Source organism: Nostoc sp. 'Peltigera membranacea cyanobiont' 213 (genome assembly GCF_002245975.1).
Lineage (GTDB): Bacteria > Cyanobacteriota > Cyanobacteriia > Cyanobacteriales > Nostocaceae > Nostoc.
Genome location: NZ_NOLI01000136.1, coordinates 1 through 20,597 on the forward strand (window position 1 = coordinate 1; position 20,597 = coordinate 20,597).

General features: G+C 42.3%; 9 protein-coding genes and 1 pseudogene. 2 read left to right on the forward strand and 8 right to left on the reverse strand.

Going from position 1 to position 20,597, the window contains the following annotated elements:
* Nucleotides 1-204 precede the first annotated feature (204 nt).
* The 7 genes from CDG77_RS27105 to CDG77_RS38680 form a co-directional block, all read right to left on the reverse strand.
* Complete coding sequence (locus tag CDG77_RS27105; RefSeq protein WP_094332382.1) at nucleotides 205-834, reverse strand: response regulator; 630 nt, start codon at nucleotides 832-834, stop codon at nucleotides 205-207.
* A gap of 9 nt (nucleotides 835-843) precedes the next feature.
* Nucleotides 844-3,621, reverse strand: a complete 2,778-nt coding sequence (locus CDG77_RS27110; protein WP_094332383.1) for a PAS domain-containing protein — start codon at nucleotides 3,619-3,621, stop codon at nucleotides 844-846.
* Nucleotides 3,622-3,810: 189 nt separating this feature from the next.
* Nucleotides 3,811-4,404 (reverse strand): DsbA family protein, encoded by a 594-nt coding sequence (locus CDG77_RS27115; protein WP_094332384.1) that lies wholly within the window; start codon nucleotides 4,402-4,404, stop codon nucleotides 3,811-3,813.
* Nucleotides 4,405-4,748: 344 nt separating this feature from the next.
* Nucleotides 4,749-5,378, reverse strand: a complete 630-nt coding sequence (locus tag CDG77_RS27120) for a response regulator (RefSeq protein WP_094332385.1) — start codon at nucleotides 5,376-5,378, stop codon at nucleotides 4,749-4,751.
* The gene (locus tag CDG77_RS27125; RefSeq protein ID WP_094332386.1) at nucleotides 5,365-12,273 is read right to left on the reverse strand and encodes an AAA family ATPase; all 6,909 of its coding nucleotides are present in this window, start codon (nucleotides 12,271-12,273) and stop codon (nucleotides 5,365-5,367) included. Before CDG77_RS27125 ends, CDG77_RS27120 begins: the two co-directional genes overlap by 14 nt.
* 227 nt (nucleotides 12,274-12,500) lie before the next feature.
* Nucleotides 12,501-12,827, reverse strand: coding sequence for a hypothetical protein (locus tag CDG77_RS27130; protein ID WP_094332387.1), 327 nt, complete (start codon nucleotides 12,825-12,827; stop codon nucleotides 12,501-12,503).
* A gap of 85 nt (nucleotides 12,828-12,912) precedes the next feature.
* Nucleotides 12,913-13,044 (reverse strand): hypothetical protein, encoded by a 132-nt coding sequence (locus tag CDG77_RS38680; RefSeq protein ID WP_262985178.1) that lies wholly within the window; start codon nucleotides 13,042-13,044, stop codon nucleotides 12,913-12,915.
* A gap of 35 nt (nucleotides 13,045-13,079) precedes the next feature.
* Between CDG77_RS38680 and CDG77_RS27135 the strand changes: the two genes are divergently transcribed.
* The gene (locus CDG77_RS27135; protein WP_094332388.1) at nucleotides 13,080-16,481 is read left to right on the forward strand and encodes an RNA dependent RNA polymerase; all 3,402 of its coding nucleotides are present in this window, start codon (nucleotides 13,080-13,082) and stop codon (nucleotides 16,479-16,481) included.
* Nucleotides 16,482-16,631: 150 nt separating this feature from the next.
* On the opposite strand, the gene CDG77_RS27140 is transcribed toward CDG77_RS27135, so the two are convergent.
* Nucleotides 16,632-19,967 (reverse strand): NACHT domain-containing protein, encoded by a 3,336-nt coding sequence (locus CDG77_RS27140; RefSeq protein ID WP_094332389.1) that lies wholly within the window; start codon nucleotides 19,965-19,967, stop codon nucleotides 16,632-16,634.
* 244 nt (nucleotides 19,968-20,211) lie between these two features.
* On the opposite strand from CDG77_RS27140, the pseudogene CDG77_RS27145 reads away from it, so the two are divergent.
* Nucleotides 20,212-20,597: pseudogene (locus CDG77_RS27145) on the forward strand (hypothetical protein); the annotation flags it as partial.

Sequence of the window (20,597 nt, forward strand, 5' to 3'; positions counted from 1 at the left end):
CCCCTTAAAATGATTATCATTATTGTTTAAAATTGGATTCTTGGTTTTTGTTGATTAATTTATTCTTTGGAAGTCCCTAAAGATTCACTTCCCTTCTTTTCCCACTTAACATAGGACTTACGCAATAACTCTCTGAAACCCTCTTTCCTTCGCGTTCTTTGCGTTCTTCGCGGTTCGTTTTTTCATAATTTTGCGTAAGTCCTGTTACAAACTGACAATCCCACGCTTAACAGCAGTAATCACGGCTTGTGTGCGATCGCTTACTCCCAGTTTGCTTAAAATCCGATTTACATGGGATTTGACGGTACTTTCACCAATAATCAAAGCAGTCCCAATTTCTTGATTACCCATTCCTTGTGCCATCAAACGCAGCACTTCCAACTCTCGTTCACTCAGTTCTGGATTGGTCATTCGCTGCAATAATTTTGCGCCCACTTCTGGCGGAATGTATTTCTGACCATTATGAATGGCGCGAATCGCATTCAAAAGCTCGCCAAGTTTAGAATCTTTAAGCAGATAGCCTTGAGCGCCTGCCTGTAAACCGCGATAGATATCTTCATCGCCATCGTAGGTTGTAAGTACCACGATTCGAGCCTGCTTAAATTCAGCACAAATCGCCATAATGGCTTCAACACCTCCCATTTTGGGCATTCGTAAATCCATTAGCGTGACATCAGGTTGGTATTCACGAAAGAGAGCGATCGCCTGCTGCCCATCTTCAGCTTGAGCAATCACGGTCATTTCTGGATCGCGGTTAATGATGGTTGCTAGACCCTTTCTGACTATGGCATGGTCGTCAACAATCAACACTCGAATCGTAGTGGATTGGCTCATTGTAATTCTTCACACTCGATTGGTGGTGACAATAATTTCTGTTCCCTGTCCCGGTTGGCTTTGAATCAATAGTTGTGCGCCAATGCGTTCTGCCCGTTCGCTCATTCCTAATAAGCCAAACCCACCGCTCAAAGGAGTGCTACCTACTCCAAAGCCCCTGCCATCGTCTTTAACCCGTAAGATACACTGTGTTTCGTTGTACACTAACTCAACCCGAATTTCGCCAGCATAAGCGTATTTAATCGCATTGGTTAATGCTTCCTGCCCAATTCTGAGTAAGTTATTCTCCACTTCGATTGATAAAGAATAGGCTATACCCTGAGTTTCGTAAATCAGAGCCGTGTCGGTCATTGCTCGCATTTGAGCCACAATACGATGCAAGGCACTCTCTAAATTACCTTCTTCTAGTAGCCGCGGACGGAGTGCTGATACGGATCGCCGTGTCCCTGCCAGCCCAGCGCGTGCTAGTTCCTCAATCATTTCCAGATGTACTTGGGTTGCTTCCGGGTCGTCCGCCAGCACTTGTGTTACTGCTCCAACTTGAAGCAGAATACCTGTGAAAGACTGAGCTAGTGTATCATGAATTTCTCGCGCCATCCGGTTGCGTTCTTCTAAGATAGAAGTGTGTTCAGCTCGTTTACGATCGCTAATGTCTGTCATGAGACTGTAGAAACCTCTTACCTGAGCATTGTCATCGAAATCAGGAATAAAGGTGGCGCTGATGCACCGCTTATCATCCCGAAAAGGGATTTCTGCTTCTAGAAGGACAGTTTGCCCTGCAAATACCTGATTAATATACGGCTCAACTCGTTCATAAACTGCCTCACCGAGCAGTTGGCGAACAGGGTTGCCCAAAATTTCCTCACGGCTACAGTTGAACCAAACCTCATAGGTACGGTTGATAAATTGAAAGCAGCGATTGGCATCGACGTAGCTAATCAGAACGGGTAGAGCGTCGGCAATCAGTCGTAATTCCTGCTCCTGTAAGCGAAGCTCCTCGTAGACACCGCGTAGCTCTGCTTCGTTTGCCTGCAATGCTGTCGTTCGTTCTGCAACTTGTTGCTCTAGGGTGCGATTGTATTCTGCTAAAAGCTTCTCTGCTTGTTTACGTTCGGTGATGTCTTGAAAGGCTGCGATCGCATACAGAATGTTGCCAGACTCATCAAAAATTGGAGTTCCCCAACTTTCGATCGGAATGATGCGATTCCCCTGGTGAATTTCGATATCATCCACACTGCCCTGTTCGCCGTTTAGCGCTCGCCTAATCATCAGTTGTTCGGTTGGGTAGGGGCGATCGCTTCCTGCCACATAGAGTTGATAGACCTCGGCAATTTGCTCTGGGATGACAGACGGCAGCACACCCTTGCCCAAGAGTTGGATTGCCTTCTGATTTGCATAATAAGGGCGACCTGTTGCATCCATAACTACAATTCCTACCGGAACCGACTCTAAAATTTTCTGGAGGCGGGTTTCACTTTGGGCGAGGGTCTGGTTTAAAGACTGCATTTTGGCAAATGCGATTTGAAGTTGCTGTGCCATCTGGTTGAACGATCGAGCCAGTTCGCCCAAATCGCCCGATCGCTCAATTTCTACCGTCTGATTCCATGCACCGTCTGCTAGCGCTTTTGCCGATTGACTGACCCTGACAATCGGTTTAGCGATCCATCGGGCAATCAAAATGCAGATCGCAATGCCAAGCAGCAAAACCGCAACACAAAGCAGAATCGTCGTGCGGATGCTTTGATTAATCTTGGCCATGAAATCGGATTCAGGCAACACCGTGACAATCAGCCAGTCTAGCCCACGAGTATCTTTGAATGGCATCACCTGAATCAACTGCCGCCTGCCATCAAACTTAAAATCAAGCTGTTCCGCAGTCTGGATCTGCCACAAATCGCTGAAATGCTCGCGCAAATAGGCAGCAGTAGCTCGCACGGTAGGGTTACGGCTCTCAACTGCGGACAATCGATTTCCTGCCGCCCCACCACTTATGATCGCCTCTCCGGTGGAGGTGGCAACCAGTTGCCCCGATCGCTCTAGAATAAAGGCAATGCCTTTCTTGCCAATTTGCAGGCTAGCCAAAAAACGGCTCATCTCATTAGGCAGAAATACATCGGTGGCACAGACTCCCAACAGCGATCGATCGGCAGTGCTATAGACAGGCGTACTGGCGGTGATCGTTGGCAACTGGCTAGCAAAGTCGGCATAGATTCCACTCCAGCTTGGTTCGCCTACCGTCACTGCTGCTTTATACCAGGGACGAACCCGCGCATCGAAGGCTTTGTTGCCTTGACTGATTAACTGGTCTCGCTGACCATTGCGATCGAGGCTGTAGCCGTAGAGTTTACGATCTGTAGCAACATTACTCGACCGCAGTTCAATTGAGCGATCGGCAGGGCTACGTCGCACCCCTAGAAGAGAACCTTTGCGATCGCCACAGTAGATATCACTCACCATTGGATAAATCTGAATTTGCTGCCAGAGTGGAAACTCACCTTTGACTGCGCTAGGGTCAATTTTTCCCTGAGCGAAGGTGCTGGCATTGAGCCGATTGATGTTATGGGGTATCTCAGTATAGGTTTGTAGTTTGCCTTCGATCCGGTTCGTCAGTTCGCGCCGCAGTTGACTGGTGAGATCGTTGATGGCTTCCTGTCTATTTTGGAAGGAAAAATACCCCACTAAGCCGACTGTCACCAAAGTTTGCAGCACAAACGGCACAATCAAAACCGTCTGCAATGGCACCGTTCTGGAAACTTGAGCTACAACTTGCTTGAGAAGACTGCTCATCAATCAGATTCCTCATTTAGGGCAGTTCGCGCACGTTAGTCCATTTATTGACAGAAAATACTAGTAGTCTGCCAACCCAAAAATGCTAGGTGAGGTCTGGGGAAAGGGGAAAGGGGAAAGGGTAAGGGATTTAAAACCTTTCCCCCTTCTCCCTTACCCTTTACCCCGCCAAGTTCACTTGGCGAACTACTAGCCATGAGAAGCGCCAACGATCGCAACAAGTAGTGGCTCAAGCTCTAAAGCATCTCTATAACGCACACCATTGATAAATAAAGCTGGAGTGCTAACTACCCCACTATCCATTCCGCTAGCAATGTCTTGATTGATGCGATCGACATGCACTTTTTGAGCAATGTCTCGAATAAACTGAGTTACATCAAGCCCTAAATTGTCAGCGTATTCTGCTAAATACCCATCTTCTAGCTTTTGCTGATGCTTCAATAGCATCTCGTGCATCTGCCAAAACTGACCTTGTGTTGCTGCTGCTTCTGTTGCTGCTGCTGCCTTTTGAGCTTGAGGATGGATTTGAGGTTGAGGAAAATGTCGGAATACAAAGCATAGAGAATCTCTCCCGAATAAGGTCGCCTCAAGCTGGCGTTGAATTGCCTGAATTGAGGTATAAAGTTCACTACATTGGGGACACTGATAATCCCCATACTCAACAAGCACAACGCGAGCATTCAACGATCCTTGTCGATGGTCTTGCTCAGAAGGAAGTACAACTAATTGATCGCGCTCTGCTTCGCAGTTACCGCAAGGGTCGCCAGGAATAACATTGCTCATTCTAAACCCTCATTTTAAATCTTTGAGGAAAAGAGATTCATCGTCTGCCCTCTGAAATTTCTTCCCTTCAAGCCTATAATCGTTTGTATGAGTTTTAGGACTTACGCACAGGTAACGGAAAAACGAACCACGAAGACACGAAGGACACGAAGGAATAAGAGTTGCAGATGGTTTCTGCGTAAGTCCTAAGTTTAATGTATGAGACTTGCTTAGGCTTGTCGTCAATTCAGGGTCTATATTTTAATCAACAAAATGATTGAGGATGAGTCAATTTGAGGGAGTAGAACGAATCAAACTCAGGTTTGATTGCCTCAGAGACTAAAAGTTAGATCGGTGTAGGTAGTTCACAAGCTAGCAATTCCGCGTTTCAACGCAATAATGGCTGCCTGGGTGCGATCTTTGACATCTAGCTTGCTTAAAATTCGGTTGATATGAGTCTTCACTGTACTTTCACTAATATTGAGAGCAGTGCTAATTTCCTGGTTGCTCATGCCCTGTCCGACTAACTTGAGAACTTCTAACTCACGATCGCTCAGTTCTGGAGCAGTCATCCGTTGGACTAGCTTGGCAGCCACGTTGAGGGGAATATACTGTTGTCCCCTGCTCACTGTCCGAATTGCTGTCAATAATTCCTCTGGCTCAGAGTCCTTCAGTAAATAACCCTTTGCCCCGGCTCGTAATCCTCGATAAATCTCTTCATCGGTGTCATACGTGGTCAGCACAATAATTCGAGCATTAGAAAACTCGTTGCAAATAAGCGTAATCGCCTGAACACCTCCCATATCGGGCATCCGTAAATCCATCAAAGTCACATCAGGTTGCTGTTGCTGAAAAACTGCGATCGCCTCATGCCCATTTCGCCCCTGACCAACAATGACAATATCTGGAGCCTCCTCTAACATTCCGATCAAACCCTGGCGGACAACAGGATGATCGTCCACAACCAGAACGCGAATGCTATTAGGCTGATTCATGCTGACTTAACCCCCGATTAATAGATACTGCGATTTCTGTCCCTTGCTCTAAGTCACTTTGAATCTTTAATTCGGCTCTAATGCGTTCAGCCCGTTCTGCCATCCCCAGTAGACCAAAGCCATTCTGCATCGCCTGGTTTTCTACATTAAATCCCTGCCCATCGTCTTTAATTCGCAAGCTGCATTGGGTCGGTTCATAGATCAGTTCAATGTGGATCTCACGTGCCTCAGCATGTTTTATTGCATTTGTCAAAGCTTCCTGCCCAATCCGAAACAGATTATTTTCCAGATCGGAGGATAGGGGATAGGGTGTACCTGTGACTTCGTAGACGATTTGGGTTGCGATCGAGGAGTTTAATTCAGCAGCAAGACGGCTTAAGGCATCCTGTAAGTTACTGCTCTCTAAAAGGTATGGACGGTGTAGTGCCTCTACTGAACGACGTGCCTCCGCAAGCCCAGAACGGGCTAAGTCGAGGAGCTGAGTGAGGAGAGTTTGCGCTTTTTCTGGGTCTGCCGTTACCTTATTGGAGGCAGAGCGAGCATGAATGATAATACCTGTAAACGCTTGGGCTAAAGTGTCGTGAATTTCCCGTGCCATGTGATTGCGCTCTTCTAGAATGGAGGCTTCTTCGGCTCGTTTGCGATCGCTGATATCTCTTGTTAGCCAAATGACAGAATGTTCTGAGATGGGCGAGATACGAGTTGCAAACCAGGTTTTCCACCCTCCCACGATCGAGCTATACTCAACCGTTAGGGGCTGCTGAGTGCTTAATGCTTGCCGAATACAGCCAAGAAATGTATCGGCTTGCGATCGCTCAAAAATTTCGGAAAATGTTCGACCCACCTGTTCGTCAATCGGGTTAGATAATTTCTCTGACTCGATCAGGCTTGCTCTCAGAATCCGCCCTTCTGCATTTACTACCAAGAGCGGATCGGGCATTGCACAAAAGAGCGCCTGAAGTTCTGCTTCGGAGGCTTGCAACGCTTCTTCTGCCTGTTTGCGTCTAATTCCTAATGCAATCTCACGGGCTGAAAACTCCAACGCCTCAAAGTTGGACGACGGAATGGGATGTCGAGTAAACATCGCTATAACTCCAACAAGTTGCTCATCCAGCAGTATCGGATAGCCCGCAAATGCCACCATGCCTTCTCGTTTTGCCCATTCTTTATCAATGGATGGTTCATCAAACACATTGTTAGTCAACAGAGGGCAGCATTCCTGAGCAATTCGTCCAACTTTAAGGCTACCTACAGGAATTCGACTGTATTCACCGTCAAGACGGGTATACATCCCCACACTGGCTTGTAACTCCAAAACATTATTGTCTTTATTTAGTGTCCAAATCCGAGCAAATGCCGCATTAAAGTGCTTAACAACGGCTTGGGCACAGCGATGCAGTATCAAGGGCAAACTAGCACTTTGAGCCAAGGCACTATCCACATCGGCGCGAAAATCGGAGAGGATTGCCTGTTCCCGAAATTGCGCCTCGGACTGACGCAACACTTCTTCTGCTTGTTTGCGATCGCTAATATCTGTCATGAGGCTGTAGAAGCCTCTCACTTGAGCATTGTCATTGAAATCAGGAATAAAGGTCGCGTTGAGGCATCGCTTGCCAAGCGGAAAAGGGATCTCTGTTTCTAGAAGTACCGTCTGCCCTGCAAACACCTGATTAATGTACGGCTCAACTCGTTGATAAACAGCCTCACCGAGAAGTTGGCGAACAGAGTTGCCCAGAATTTCATCGCGGCTACGGTTAAACCAGACCTCATAGGTATGGTTGATGAATTGATAACATCGATTGGCATCTACATAGCCGATCAGAACTGGTAGAGCGTTGGCAATCAGTCGTAATTCCTGTTCCCGATGGCGCAATTCTACTTCACTTTGCTGTAAAGCTGCCGTTCGTTGGGCTACTTGTTGCTCCAAGGTACGATTGTAATTGGCTAAGAGATGTTCGGTTTGTTTACGCTCTGTGATGTCTTGAAAGGCTGCGATCGCATAAATCACATTGCCCTGTTCGTCAAAGACTGGAGTTCCCCATGCCTCAGATGGAATAGTTGCGTTGTTTTGGCGAATATCTATATCGTCAGTCCTGGTGCGTTCGCCACTCAACGCCCGGATAATTGGCAGTTTCTCTGACGGATAGATTTGATCCGTTCCCGTCACGTAAAATTGATAAATTTCTGAAAGTTGCTCTGGTGTCGCAGCAGGATCAACGCCTTTACCCATAAGCTCAATTCCGCGCTGATTGACATAGTAAGGGCGACCTGTCGCGTCAACAATGCCAATTCCCACTGGAATCGCTTCTAAAAATTGAGTCATCTGACTTTCCCTAGCGCGGAGCTTTGAGTAGAGTTTGGCATTTTCAATTGCGATCGCTGCTTGAGTAGAAAGTAGATTCAGAACTTGCGATCGCGTAGCGTCTCCTTTGGAGACTCGCTCCGGTGTAAATGCTCCAGCCGCTAATTTATTTTCTAAATACAACACGCCCACTAGCTTACCTTGATTGAGCAGAGGTAAACATAAAATTGATTGAGTTTGATTCTGTTGAATATATGGCTCATTAATAAAATTACCTTCACGAGTAGCATCATTTAAGATGACAGATTCATGAGTACGAATAACATAATTAATAATGGATTCAGGTAGATTATTTGCAGTTGGGATAGATTGCAGCACTTGTGTAGCATAGACATTCTCACCCTCATTAAGTTCACTAGACGCTTCAATCACCCATTTTCCTGAGTTTTCTAAAATCAGAGAACCTGTTTGTGCGCCAGCATTTTCGATTAATATCTTCATCAGGGAACGGAGCAGCTGATCTAGTTCAATTTCGCTCGAAATCGCCTGAATTGCCTTCATCACTGCCGTTAAATCAAAAGCGGTGTGTGAGGTATTAAAGGTGTTTCCAGCAGTAGTGCGGATTGGTGTGGAAGCCACGCTCGACTGTTCAGGAAATAGCTGCGGATAGCGAGTTTCTAAATCTTTGACTTTCGCAGTTGCTCCCCACCGTTCATAGCAGTAGTGAGCTTCTTTCATGTAGGTTTGGGCGATCTTTTTCCGACCTCGCACCAGATAATGTTTAGCAGCTAACTCATAAGCTAACGCCTCTTCCTGGATATATTCATTTTCCCTGGCTCCTTGAATTGCTTGTTCATAGAATTCTTCTGCTTCAAACCACTGGCTCAAAACTCGTGCCGTCTCTGCTTGCACCAAATGATATTTATGCAAACAATTCATTGGCGCATACTGTGCCCATTGCTTCATTTTCTCCTGACTAACCGTAACTTTTTTGAGGAGTTCCTCCTGCACTTGAGCGCTGCTTTCAGAGTATATGGCGAGTCTTGCCAGCGCATCATATAGATAGTAAAAAGGAGCAAGAGGTGTGCCTGTTATTCGGATTAAATAACGTTCTGCTATGGTTGAGTTTTTAACTGCCTGAGCATACTCAGAAAATAGGTAGCACAGGAAAAGTTTATGGAAATAGACATCAAAGGTTGCCGTTCCATCATTTGTTACTTCATGTTGTGGCAATCCCTTTTCTTCGTTGTAGAATTCGCCAACTAAGCGAGTTAGGCTGACCGAAAAGCCCATCAAATTTGCGATAGTCTGCTGATATATTTTGTTCCAGGTTAGCGCCGTTTTCTGTTTGATTTGACGAATTGCTTCACTGTATTTCGTCATCTCGCGCTCAACTTCTACGAGTTCCTTTCCAACTGCGTAGGATTGGAAGCAATAACAATGAGCGCAATAAGCAGCAAACTCTAAATCTCCAACTTCTAAACCTCTTTGGTAGGCTTCTAGCAAGGGCTGAATTGTGTTTCTAATATGCTCTTTCCAATGAATAATAAAATTATTCACAATGAGTAATGTTCTAGCTCTGAGGGAATGAACATTAAGGTGTGACAATAGATTTAGCGCAAGTTGTCCAAACTCGTACCCAATCTCAATGTTCCCACTCGTTCCACAAAGAATTAATCCGTAAAAGGCATAGGCAAAGGGAGATACAACAGCATTACCAGATTGAATTGATAAGTTTACTTGTTTAGAGACAAGCAGAGGCATCAAATCAGGAGCCGCAACATAGGCTGCGATCGTGATGCTTGATAAGATTCGCATCGCCGCCAACTTGTCCGGTTCGGTCATTTCCGGCAAATGGAGCAAGTCCTCGATTGGCTTCTCGCCAATGAGTGATGCGATCGCGTCTAGCTCAAGCTGAATGTCTGACTGAGTTGGCGTTTCAGGAAAACTGATTCCCAGTTGCTGCAAAACTTGCAATCCAGTGTTGATTGCTTTTAATAGCTGGTTTTGCGCGATGTCAGTTTGAATTTTGACTTCGTAAATTTTCACGATGTCGAGAACTGTTTTGGCTGCTTGCAGAACAACCACTGCCCAGGATTCTACCTGCTCAAACTCGCCACACAAATACGCGACTTCTGTTGTTTCTGTATATAACTCTAAAGTCATCTCATAGTTAGTTTGCCAACTGGAGTCTGCCAGCCATGCTCTTGCTCTGGCTAAATAGTTTTGAGCCACACCGTAGGCGATCGCAGCTTTTGCTTTCTGTCCTGTGATTAAATTTAATCTAGCAATTTCACTGCGTTCTAGTTGATCTGTGACAAGCTCAATTCCGTGATTAAGATGATCGACAATTTCAAACAGTCGGTCTGATAGTCTCTCTGGCAAAGTTTTTCCGAGGAGATTGCGACCAATTTGTAAATGAACAATTTGTTTTTGCGACTCATCGATTAAGGTGTATGAGGCTTGCTGCACGCGATCGTGCAAGAACTTATACTCTTGAATTAACAAGTTTTCATCTAATTCAGATAGTGGTTGAATTAATCCAACTTGTATGGCTGTTAGTAAATCTTGAAAAATCGTTTCAGGTGGTTGATCGCAAACAATCGATAAAGTATTTAAATTAAATTCAGCGCCGACACAAGCAGCTAACCGGAGAATTTGCTGTGTATTTTCTGGTAGTTTATTCAACTTGTGAAGCATCAACTCAACCACATTATTAGTAATACCTTGGGCTTGGATCTGAGCTATGTTCCATTGCCAGCTTAAGTCTTCAGCATCAAATGTCAGCAGATTCTCGCTATACAGCATTCTCAAAAATTCACTGACAAAGAACGGATTGCCCTCAGTTTTACGCAAAACTAACTCAGCTAAGGGACGAACGATGTCTGCATTCCGATGTAGCGTCTCGGCAATCAACTGATTCAACGGCTCAAGCGTTAAGGGTGCTAAGATAATTTCCTGAAGCACTGCCCCTTGTTTTCGCAGTTTCTCTAGCATTAATGCTAATGGATGTGTTGGATTTACTTCGTTATCTCGATAAGCTCCAATTAAAAATAATGATTGGGCTTGCTCATCCAGCAGCATCAACTCAATTAAATTCAGCGTTGCTGAGTCTATCCATTGCAAATCATCTAAGAATATCGCCAGGGGATGTGATTCTGAACAAAACACCTGCACGAACTGCCCAAAGATTCGATGAAAGCGATTTTGAGCTTCAGTTGCTCCCACTTCTGGTACAGGCGACTGCTTGCCGATAATTAATTCAACTTCTGGGATGATATCAATGATGATTTGTGCATTGTTTCCCAAAGCTGTAAGTAAGAGCGATCGCCACTGTTGCACTTGTTCGTCTGGTTCACTAAGTAATTGCCGTACCAATTTTTGCAGAGCATCTGCGATCGCACTGTAGGGAATATTGCGCTGAAATTGATCGAATTTACCAGAGATAAAATAGCCGCGTTTTTGGGTAATTGGTTTATAGATTTCTTGCACTAACGCAGATTTCCCAATGCCAGCATAGCCAGATACCAACATCATTTCGACTTGGAATTTTGGTTTGCCTCTTTGTTCGCTTTGTGAAGTTGTTTCTGAATTGTTTTGTAAAGAAGCAACGCGATTTGACTCTGAACACGCTACGCGATCAAACGCCGCCAGTAACATTGCAACTTCCTTGTCCCGTCCATACAGTTTTTGGGGAATTTGAAACTGATCCGAAACGTCTTGAAGCGCCAGTTGAATGCTAGATATTTGACCGATTTCTTCTAATTGTTCAGCACAGATTTCTAAATCTGCTTTGATGCCCCAGGCACTTTGATAGCGATTTTCAGCATTTTTTGCCATCAGTTTGAGAATGATATCTGAAACTGGCTTGGGAATCGTTGTATTTATTTCATGAGGTGAAGGTGGCTGTTTGGCAATATGACAATGGACTAGTTCCAATATATCCGTTGTGGGAAACGGCAGATATCCGGTTAGCAGTTTGTAGAAGGTCACACCAAGGGAGTAAAAATCGGTGCGGTAATCGAGTAAACGGTTCATCCGCCCGGTTTGCTCTGGAGATAAGTATGCGAGTGTCCCTTCTAAAACATGAGGACTTTTGAAAGTCGGATTCGTGCGGTTAAATTGGGTGGCAATTCCAAAGTCAATAATTTTGACAACGCCAGTATCCAGATTGAGAACTATATTTCCAGGGTTGATATCTTTATGAATGACACTGGCTGCATGGATTCTGCCTAGAATATCGGTGAGGGCGATCGCAAGACTTAAAAATTGGGATAAAGGCATGGGGCAGAAGATATCTGGGCGCTTGTGCATCCATTGCTCTAGGGACTCTCCCCCAAAATCTTCTAAGAGAATCACCAGAGTGCGTTGATAGTCTTGCTGACTGTATGCCTTCACCACTCCCTCCAAGTTGAGGGAACGGGTAATTTTATATTCCTGTCTGTAGCGGGTTAGTTCTTGGGGAGAGGGATAATCAAGCTTTAGCATTTTTACGGCGATCGCTACTCCATCGTCTCTGATGCCCCGATAAACTAGAGAATTAGAACTTTCGTATATCTTGTTTTGAATGGCAATACCAGGTAGAGTAATCATAAAGCAACTCTTGAGAGGATAATCTGGCAATACCTCAAACTATACAGTAATTCTCATGCCCCCCCAAATGGGTTTTAACCTGATTATTTATTCTCCCACCAATATGGTCTGTTTATTTCCGCCGTGCTGTACTAGTTACTTTAAATAAAAATAATAGCTAGAAGAAAGGACAAATCCAAATTGAAAAACTACAGAAGGGTAAAAATGCGTGCTTCTTAAGGGAAGTTTTACCAAGATTCATCTGGTTCAGGTGGACGCCAACCACGAGTAGTTGAACTTTCATCACCTAGTCTATCAATTGCGCTAGGATCGCTATTGAGAAATTCATCTAAATCTTCATATCCACTTGGATAATAATAACCTGATGTAGGTTTGATAGGAATTTTCTTAATTATTATGCTTTCACCAGGTTTGAGATGAGCATATTCGGGGTAATGCTCATCTTGGGAGATATTATCAGAAGGAACGATCAACTCATCTCCTGGCGAATCTAAGTCATCATCATAAAGCATTACTAATAAACCATCTTCTAGTCGTTGAATTCTTTTATTCATAAAATCTAGTGGGAGCTTCAAAATTGTGTAGCTTAAGTAACACAGTGGGAAAATGATAATACGATTAAAAGCGCTGTTCAGCTATTTAACTTTCTTGGAAGTCTGCTAGCAGAGCTAATACCGTATAAAATACCGTCTGCCATGAAATCAGTAAATTATCCACTTGGATGATTTTATTGAGTGTAATTTCGTGCCAAGGTGAATATTGGAGTTTCATGCTTGCTAGATAAGCTATCTAATAGATGATTGGTAATGGATTTAACCACTAGAGTCTTAGAAGGTTCTGGTTTGAGCATACCTATCTTTGATGGGTCGTATAACAATGGTAAGGGGAGATATTTATCTGAACCAGAAATCATTAAAAATTCTCTGCTCGAACAGATGTTTGAAGCAGAAGATTTACAATCTCTACTACTGGTTAAAATTGACAGTAAAAATCCAGATGCCAACCATTTAAGACAAAGAACCTTTCAGGATGGAATCCGACGCAAGTTAGCTTTCAGTTCTGGCAATAGTTATTACTTTGCTGATGGTTCACTGCATAAAAAAATTAGACGCTTATTCGCTACAGAACCGGATACTGCCTGTCGCTATGGTTCTTTACTAGTTAGTAATTGCTACAAAGGCTCAGAAACTTTTACAGGGCTGCGAGTTAAAATTGTGGACTTTGAAGATCCACAGTATGCTGATTATAAAACAGGAGACTGTCATGGCAAGATTTCGCCCCAACTTGCCAAACAATTGGGAGGAGAAGGGAATTGTCCATTCCAATTTCGGTTTGCCTGGAGGAGTAATTGGGCTGAACCAGATAATTATCAGTGCCCAAAAACCAGCTTTTTATCCAAAGGTACTTTCCTACCCGATGCAAATTTGACTGATGCCAAAGGATACGACATTATTATGGATCGTTCCTCAATTAAAGGCATTAAAAAGTCGGAACTCAAAAACTTAATACCCTGCGGTGACTATGAGTTTCCCCAAGCGGTTATCGGGAATCGAGGTAACGCCAAAGCTACCAGCTACGATAATAGTTGGCAGTTTACCATTTGGTACTCAGAAGAAGCAATCAAACAAGATTTGAGCAAACCCACCGAAGAAAAAGCTAGAGAACTTGCCGAGTTACAGCGTAATCCCTTGGTGTTGGCAAAATACATCATCCAACAATATGACAAACAACAGCGATCGCCTACGGCGGGCGTTCCGCCATCGCAGCAAGAGCAGTCAGAAGAAGCTTTAAACGAAATTGAGGCTAATGCTAACAATCAAGCACAGGAATCTCGCTGGATTTCCTTATTACGCAGCGATAAATATGGTCAATTGATTGAAACCCCCAAATTTCGCAAGTTCGCCACCGATTACATAGCCAATCAATGGCGTGACTTAGCGATTAAGGGTGGATACAACCATAATTCGGGTATGGCAATGCCATGCGTTCGCCTAACTCGTGGCACAATCTGTGTACCCCACCTACCGGAAGGAGATGTCATTCTCACCCGTTACCCCATCGTCAATTCAGACAACATCCGCCTCTACCAAAATATCCACGATCCAGAATTGAGGAAAACTCGCAACGTAGTTTGGATTCACCCCAAGGATGCCGAGGAATACCACCAAGCCGATTTTGACGGCGACCAATTAATGGTCAGCCCTGCCAGTAAACTGCCTAATATTGCTCAAGAAACTCTCCGCGCAGGTGAACCGGGACGATTTGAGCCAGTTAAACAACGCCCTAAGCTGGCGTATACGGAAATCACAGATGAAGAAGGCAACTTAAAATACAAAAATTTAGCAGATATTGCTGCTGCCAGCAGTCAAAATAAAGTAGGACTGGTAGCAACAAATATTGGGCGTGTACAGTCATCAATGCCCCAAGACGGGGAGAATGTAGAGCGATTTGAAAAACGACAAAGGAAGCTACTAAACCGTCTATTTCAGGCACTTCAGGTTGAGGTAGATTCGCCCAAAAGTGCAGAAAGATTGGAAGATATCAAAGAAATAGGTGGGGAAAATTTACTCGCCGATGCCAAAAAATGGTCAGAGTCTCACCCCAGTTACTTCTTTGACTTTAAGAAAGATGAACGACTTTATCGTTCCTTTGCCATGCCTGCGGATGCTCCCGGCTCAATCAACGTCATTGCAAGAGTTGTAGTCAATCCTGTGTGGGAACCAACACGCATTCGCAGCAGAGATAGGCATGAGTTTCGCTACCTGTTTCCCAAAGAGACGCTATCTGTAGATGCGTTGGAATGGGCAGAAGAACTGAAAACAAGGTTTCAGCAAGCTAGAGACGAAATTAAGGAACGGGTGGGAGATGACAGGGAAGCCTTTAATGAGGAACTAGGAAAGCTTTATGAAACCTATCGGGCGGAAATTGATGAATTATTCACCAGTCCAGAAGAGAGGTTTGTAAGTCGTGCGGACAAGCTCCGCCAATGCGTAGCGTCTCGCACAGAAGGCGCGGCGGCACTGTGGCACACACAACACACCCGTCCAGAATTAGATCGGCATCGCAAAGACTGTTTAAAGCTGGCAGAACAGATGGAAATTACGTTTTCGTTTGAACACGATTATGAACTGCCAAGTGTTGCATTACCACAGGATATTTATGTTTTGAGTGTTCCTTTCGGTGCAGGTGCTATTAAATGGAAAGAATCTTTGGAACAAAAGGGAATTAAATTTGATGCCACTATTCATCCTCAATTACCTCTGATTGAATTTGCTTTAAAAGACTTATCCCCCAAAGTAGTTGATAAATTGGCAGCTAAATTTGGTGAAAACATTAACGATTTAGATGAACTTAATATCACCTTGGATTTGAGAATTATTCCTCCCGCAGATCATAGTTGGGCTACATCACGTCAGGATTCAGGTGTTGGTGCTTTGGCATATAACCTGTTTACAGAGGAAGTATGTCAGCAGCTTCAAGATTTTCAGTTTGATGAAATTAAAGTGTTGGGTATCAAATACAATCACTTCGCAAATGAAAACTTTGCTAGTAAGCAATGGAAAAAGCGCAGCGTTACTCTGGAAGTGGGAGTTTTTGAGTTACCCGAATCACACCCAGAGCATTATCGTTACAACGGTACACCAATATTACAGATTGATGGCAAGAATTTAGGCACTTTTGCTCCTGACAGTCCGAAACTGCCGATTGGTGCTACATTTGCAGCTACTTTGCAACCAGATGGCTCTAGTATTATCCTCAAGGTTAATCCTGAATCAATCAATCTGCCAGAAGTTCCATTACCGGAATCAGAATCAGAACCAAAGTTAGATACTGCTGGGCAATTCCGAGCCATTCACCGTGAACTCTGGCGTAAAGAAATGTTTGATAATTTAGTAGGGGCGATCGCTACTACCTACGAACAGCGACAAGCCAATCAATCTGCAAGTAATGAAATTGAGCAGTTTAAGATTGGTAGCCATTGGACTGCTTATGTGCAACCCAGTGGTGATTTTATTGTCCGAAATGAAGGTAAGCGGACGATTTGTCGAGGTAATCTACAGACGGGTGAGGAGATATTTCCACTTTCAGAAGCAGCCGCAAATGATTTAGAAGATATGATTTTAAAGAGGGAGCGATTACTTCATAGAAAACATGAGTTATCAAACAATGGACACCATGTTAGCAGTCATAATATTGAGTTGAACTGAAGTTGCAAATCAGTTATCTCCAGTAATTCGCCAATATGCAAACCGCTACTTATCAAATTCAGCAGCAACATTTATAGATAATTTGTAAACCAATGGGTTACAAAATTCTGAAACATCTAGAAGTAGTAATAAGCTTAAGATAAGGCATCACTAGAAATTTAATAATGTAATATTTTGCAACAAATTATGAGATATTCTGTAACAAAGAAAATATTTTTCTAGCTCTTCTTCATGTTTTTTGATTGATTTTTCTATTTCATTCATATTGTCTTCAAGGAAATTAAAATAAAATTTTTGAAAATTATTCGATGAAATATTACAAATAAATTTGTCTTTCCATAACCAGAATCGCCTATCAACACAACGTAAGAATAATCTAAAGTAGCTCCATGCCATTACCCGATCATCTGTATTCATAAAGCACTTAAACCAGTGTTTAGCCCAAGCATTTCTTTGCCAATGATTGAGCGATATATTTACTATTTCTTTCTTCCAAGTGTTTGGTTGTTCTTCTTTGAGTTGACTAAGGCGAGTAAAAGCGGCATCGGTTTCTAAAAATCCGAGAATCGCCACAGCATGAGAAAAATCTACCTGATAAATATTATTTTTTTCTTCTGAATCAATAATCAGATAATTTTCCAATATATTAAAGGTCAATTGTCGCAAGCTTATTCCTGTTCGCTGCGCGATATTTCGTATAATTTGCCTAACTAAATCAGCTATAGTATACGGTGCATAGGCACACAGAGCAGGTTCAAATTGCTCGAATTTAGAATCATCTGAGTTACTCCAGTATGTAGACCAAATTGAGTTAATGGAAATTTGTTCTACTAATACTTCAAGGCGCTTGCCGAGATCATCGGGAACTACTAACTCTGGATTAATACAGATTGATTGTATACATGCAGCTATCCACCCAGGTTTCAAGTCAGTCCTATGTATGCAGGTTTCATAATTATCCTGACTCCATTGGACATATAAATCACAAGGATCGTATGTATTAGATGGAAAAAGGTTTGTAGGTAATGCCTGCTGAAGTTGATAGGCTTCCTGACTTCCTTCGTATGATAGTAGCCGATAAGCAGCTTTTTTAGCTACTCCACTCTGCGATGCAAGAAGTTGTTCAACCTCTGATTGAACCTCATGCCATACTGTTTGAGGAGCAGTACGAAACACCCAATTAAACAAATCGCCTTTGCTGGGAAAGCCCATAATTTCCTCTGCAAGAATTCCTGTGGCAATAGCCCTAACAAAATTTTGTCTGGGCAGACGGGAGATTAATCCTAGCGCAAGTCTTCCAAGGCGAAGTAGTCCATCATCTTCAATTACTGTTAAGTTGTAACCCTGAAATATAAAATTTCCTGGTTTTAATTCCTGTCCTGCCCGTTCATTAATTTCGTGTCTGATTTCCTCTATGCTCACTGACGGATGACGCTGAAGTGAAAACCCGTAGCAATGTAAAAATCCTAACCACTTCTCTAGTGCCAATGAAAGAATTGTTAATATATTCCCATATTCCTTCCATTTCATGAAGGCACGTTTTAGTAACTCTTCTGCCCAAGGATTTTGAAATGTATTAGATCCTATAATCTCTGCCAACTCAATGTACGCATGAGGATCACAAGGCAAATACGCAATAAATTCTTTCTCAATATCTAGTCCTGGATTACGACTATTAATCCAGGCATTTAGTAAAGAAGTTTTTGCTTTTAGCGGAATATTGGGGTCAGTAAGAGCAATTAAACTAGCATAGTGACAAATTTTTGCTTTAGTATCCATTTCTGCCTGTGGCTCTATCCACTCAGAAATTATTTCTTCTGGATTTTTATCACTTTGCTCCATACCTTCTTTTAGTTGATATACTAGTAATAAACCAAAGCCATAATGTAAAAATCCTGGAACAATTTGATTTTTCGTATCTTGGTTTTTAAGGATACCCCCAGTTATAAGCTCTTCAAAAACTTGAGATTTGTTAGAGATAAATGATAAACTTTCTTCTATGTCTCTATCTCGTAAATACTTTTTATTTTCTTCTTTAGTTTTTTCTGCTAAATCTCTAATTAATCCCCGAAATTTATCATCATCTAATGTAATCGCCTTTCTTTTAAACCTATCTTTCCAATCTTCATAAATCAATCGCTCAACAGTTATATCCCCATTAATTTCAATACTTTTATGATGTTTGAGCATCAGATTAAAATAGCGTGGTTTTCGGAGTAATTTTAACAACTCATCTGAAAAGTCAGAACGGCTTAATTCATAATTTTTTAATGCTTCTGTTAGTTCATTATTATTATAAGCTGGAATAGCATATTTATTAATTGGTAAATAACTAAGACTATCAAAGTTCCGTTTCCAATATTCATTACGACAAGTGATTATTATTGCCACATTCTGAAGCCATGTATTTTCGGAAAGTTGCTCTAAAAGATTTCTCCACCATAAATTATCATAACGCTCATTAATACCATCCAATACCAGTAACAGCCTTGGAACATTATCACTTGAGTTATTAAACCACCGGTCTACACGTTTTTTACAATGTTCGTGTTGCAAATTTAGCTTATGAGCGACAAGATTAGAAAATAGAATTGATGGGTTATCGTTACTAATTTTATTTGATGAGAAAAAAGCAACAGCAGGGAATAAATCAGACTGCTGTATTTTTATCCCTAACCAATGAGCTATTCCCCATGTCTTTCCGTCACCTTCTTCCCCTAAAAGAGTAAATATTTTTTTATTATTTACCCAGTTTGAATACCAACTATTTAATTTATCTAGCAGTTCTTTTCGTTCAATAAACCTTACATCGTTACTGAAAATATTTATAGGTTGTCCAAAAGCGGCACGAGATTTTATCTCTAATTTCAAGCAGTCTAAAAAATGCTGATTTTGTTTAACTCGCCAGTTGTCATAACCTATGATATCTGAACAAAATTTAGATTTTAATACTTCTTTCTTAGCCTGGAATTGAGGATGAATTGCAATATTATCCAAATAGTCTTCCAATTCTTGTACTTGATTGGGCGAAATAATAGATTCTAAAAATTTAATTACTATATTTGGTGAATAAGCACATAATACTTCTAATGAATCTGGATTTTCAATACCTTCTGCAATTACTTCAAAATGTATACCGAGATTTATTGCTTCATTAGTTAAGTTGTCAATTAACTTTGAATCAACCTCACGAGTAGCAATCAGTACCCAAATATCTAAATCTGGAATTGATCTACTAGCTTGACTTAATTCTCCTGATAATTCTCGTTCATCCAATTTTGTATTTTGGTAACGTTTGCATTCTACTGCTATGACATTCGAGCCATAATGGCGAGAACTCATATCGCGTCCTTCTTGAGAACCTGATTTAGCTAGATAGAAACGTCGTTCAGTTAAAGCTTCTAACAATTGAGCAACTAGTCCCTCAAAGCCTTGTAATCCTGATGGATCAAGTTTTCGCAGTGCATCTAAAAGCTGATTACTCATCTTTAATATAGGAATCCTACTTGAATCTTGCTAAGTATATTGAGAAAGAAAGCTTTGTATGACAAGCTTACATTCACCTTTGTTTTTAAAAAATCAACTTTTAGTTTTATATAAGGATTTAAGATTATCTTAGTATAATTTGTTTATTAGCCAACTGGACAACTTATAAATCGCCATTTGGTCTAGCTATTTCCAGAGAAAGTCTTGTTAGGTTAACTGCTAAGGCAATCAGCTTTGAGTACCTATGGCTACCAAAACACTGACCAAACCTAAGCAAAGACAAAATTCTCAAAATCGCTCATGGGAAAACCTGACAGATCGCCGCAAACTCCGCCATATTGAAAACACACTCTCTAAAGCGATCGCATCCTCAATTCAGGATGATTCTATCCAGTCCCATGAAGACTTTAAAGCCTATGTAGAAAACTACAGCCAGGAATCGGGTAAAGCCCCCATCACAGTAGAACTCTGTGTAGGAGGTGGGGATGATGACGAGATTAGAGGCTATCGCTTCTACCTTACTAATGATCCCAACCACAGAACCAGTGGCAAGTACCTGATTAAAAACCTCGAAGGAATTACCAGCAAAGATGAAAACTACTTCACCCCTTCTAACATTGCTGAAATTTG

Coding starts and splice junctions, on each gene's coding strand:
- CDG77_RS27105 (WP_094332382.1), bottom strand. CDS start 834: ATGAGCCAATCCACTACGATTCGAGTGTTGATTGTTGACGACCATGCC.
- CDG77_RS38680 (WP_262985178.1), bottom strand. CDS start 13,044: ATGAAACTCCAATATTCACCTTGGCACGAAATTACACTCAATAAAATC.
- CDG77_RS27125 (WP_094332386.1), bottom strand. CDS start 12,273: ATGATTACTCTACCTGGTATTGCCATTCAAAACAAGATATACGAAAGT.
- CDG77_RS27115 (WP_094332384.1), bottom strand. CDS start 4,404: ATGAGCAATGTTATTCCTGGCGACCCTTGCGGTAACTGCGAAGCAGAG.
- CDG77_RS27110 (WP_094332383.1), bottom strand. CDS start 3,621: ATGAGCAGTCTTCTCAAGCAAGTTGTAGCTCAAGTTTCCAGAACGGTG.
- CDG77_RS27140 (WP_094332389.1), bottom strand. CDS start 19,967: ATGAGTAATCAGCTTTTAGATGCACTGCGAAAACTTGATCCATCAGGA.
- CDG77_RS27130 (WP_094332387.1), bottom strand. CDS start 12,827: ATGAATAAAAGAATTCAACGACTAGAAGATGGTTTATTAGTAATGCTT.
- CDG77_RS27135 (WP_094332388.1), top strand. CDS start 13,080: ATGGATTTAACCACTAGAGTCTTAGAAGGTTCTGGTTTGAGCATACCT.
- CDG77_RS27120 (WP_094332385.1), bottom strand. CDS start 5,378: ATGAATCAGCCTAATAGCATTCGCGTTCTGGTTGTGGACGATCATCCT.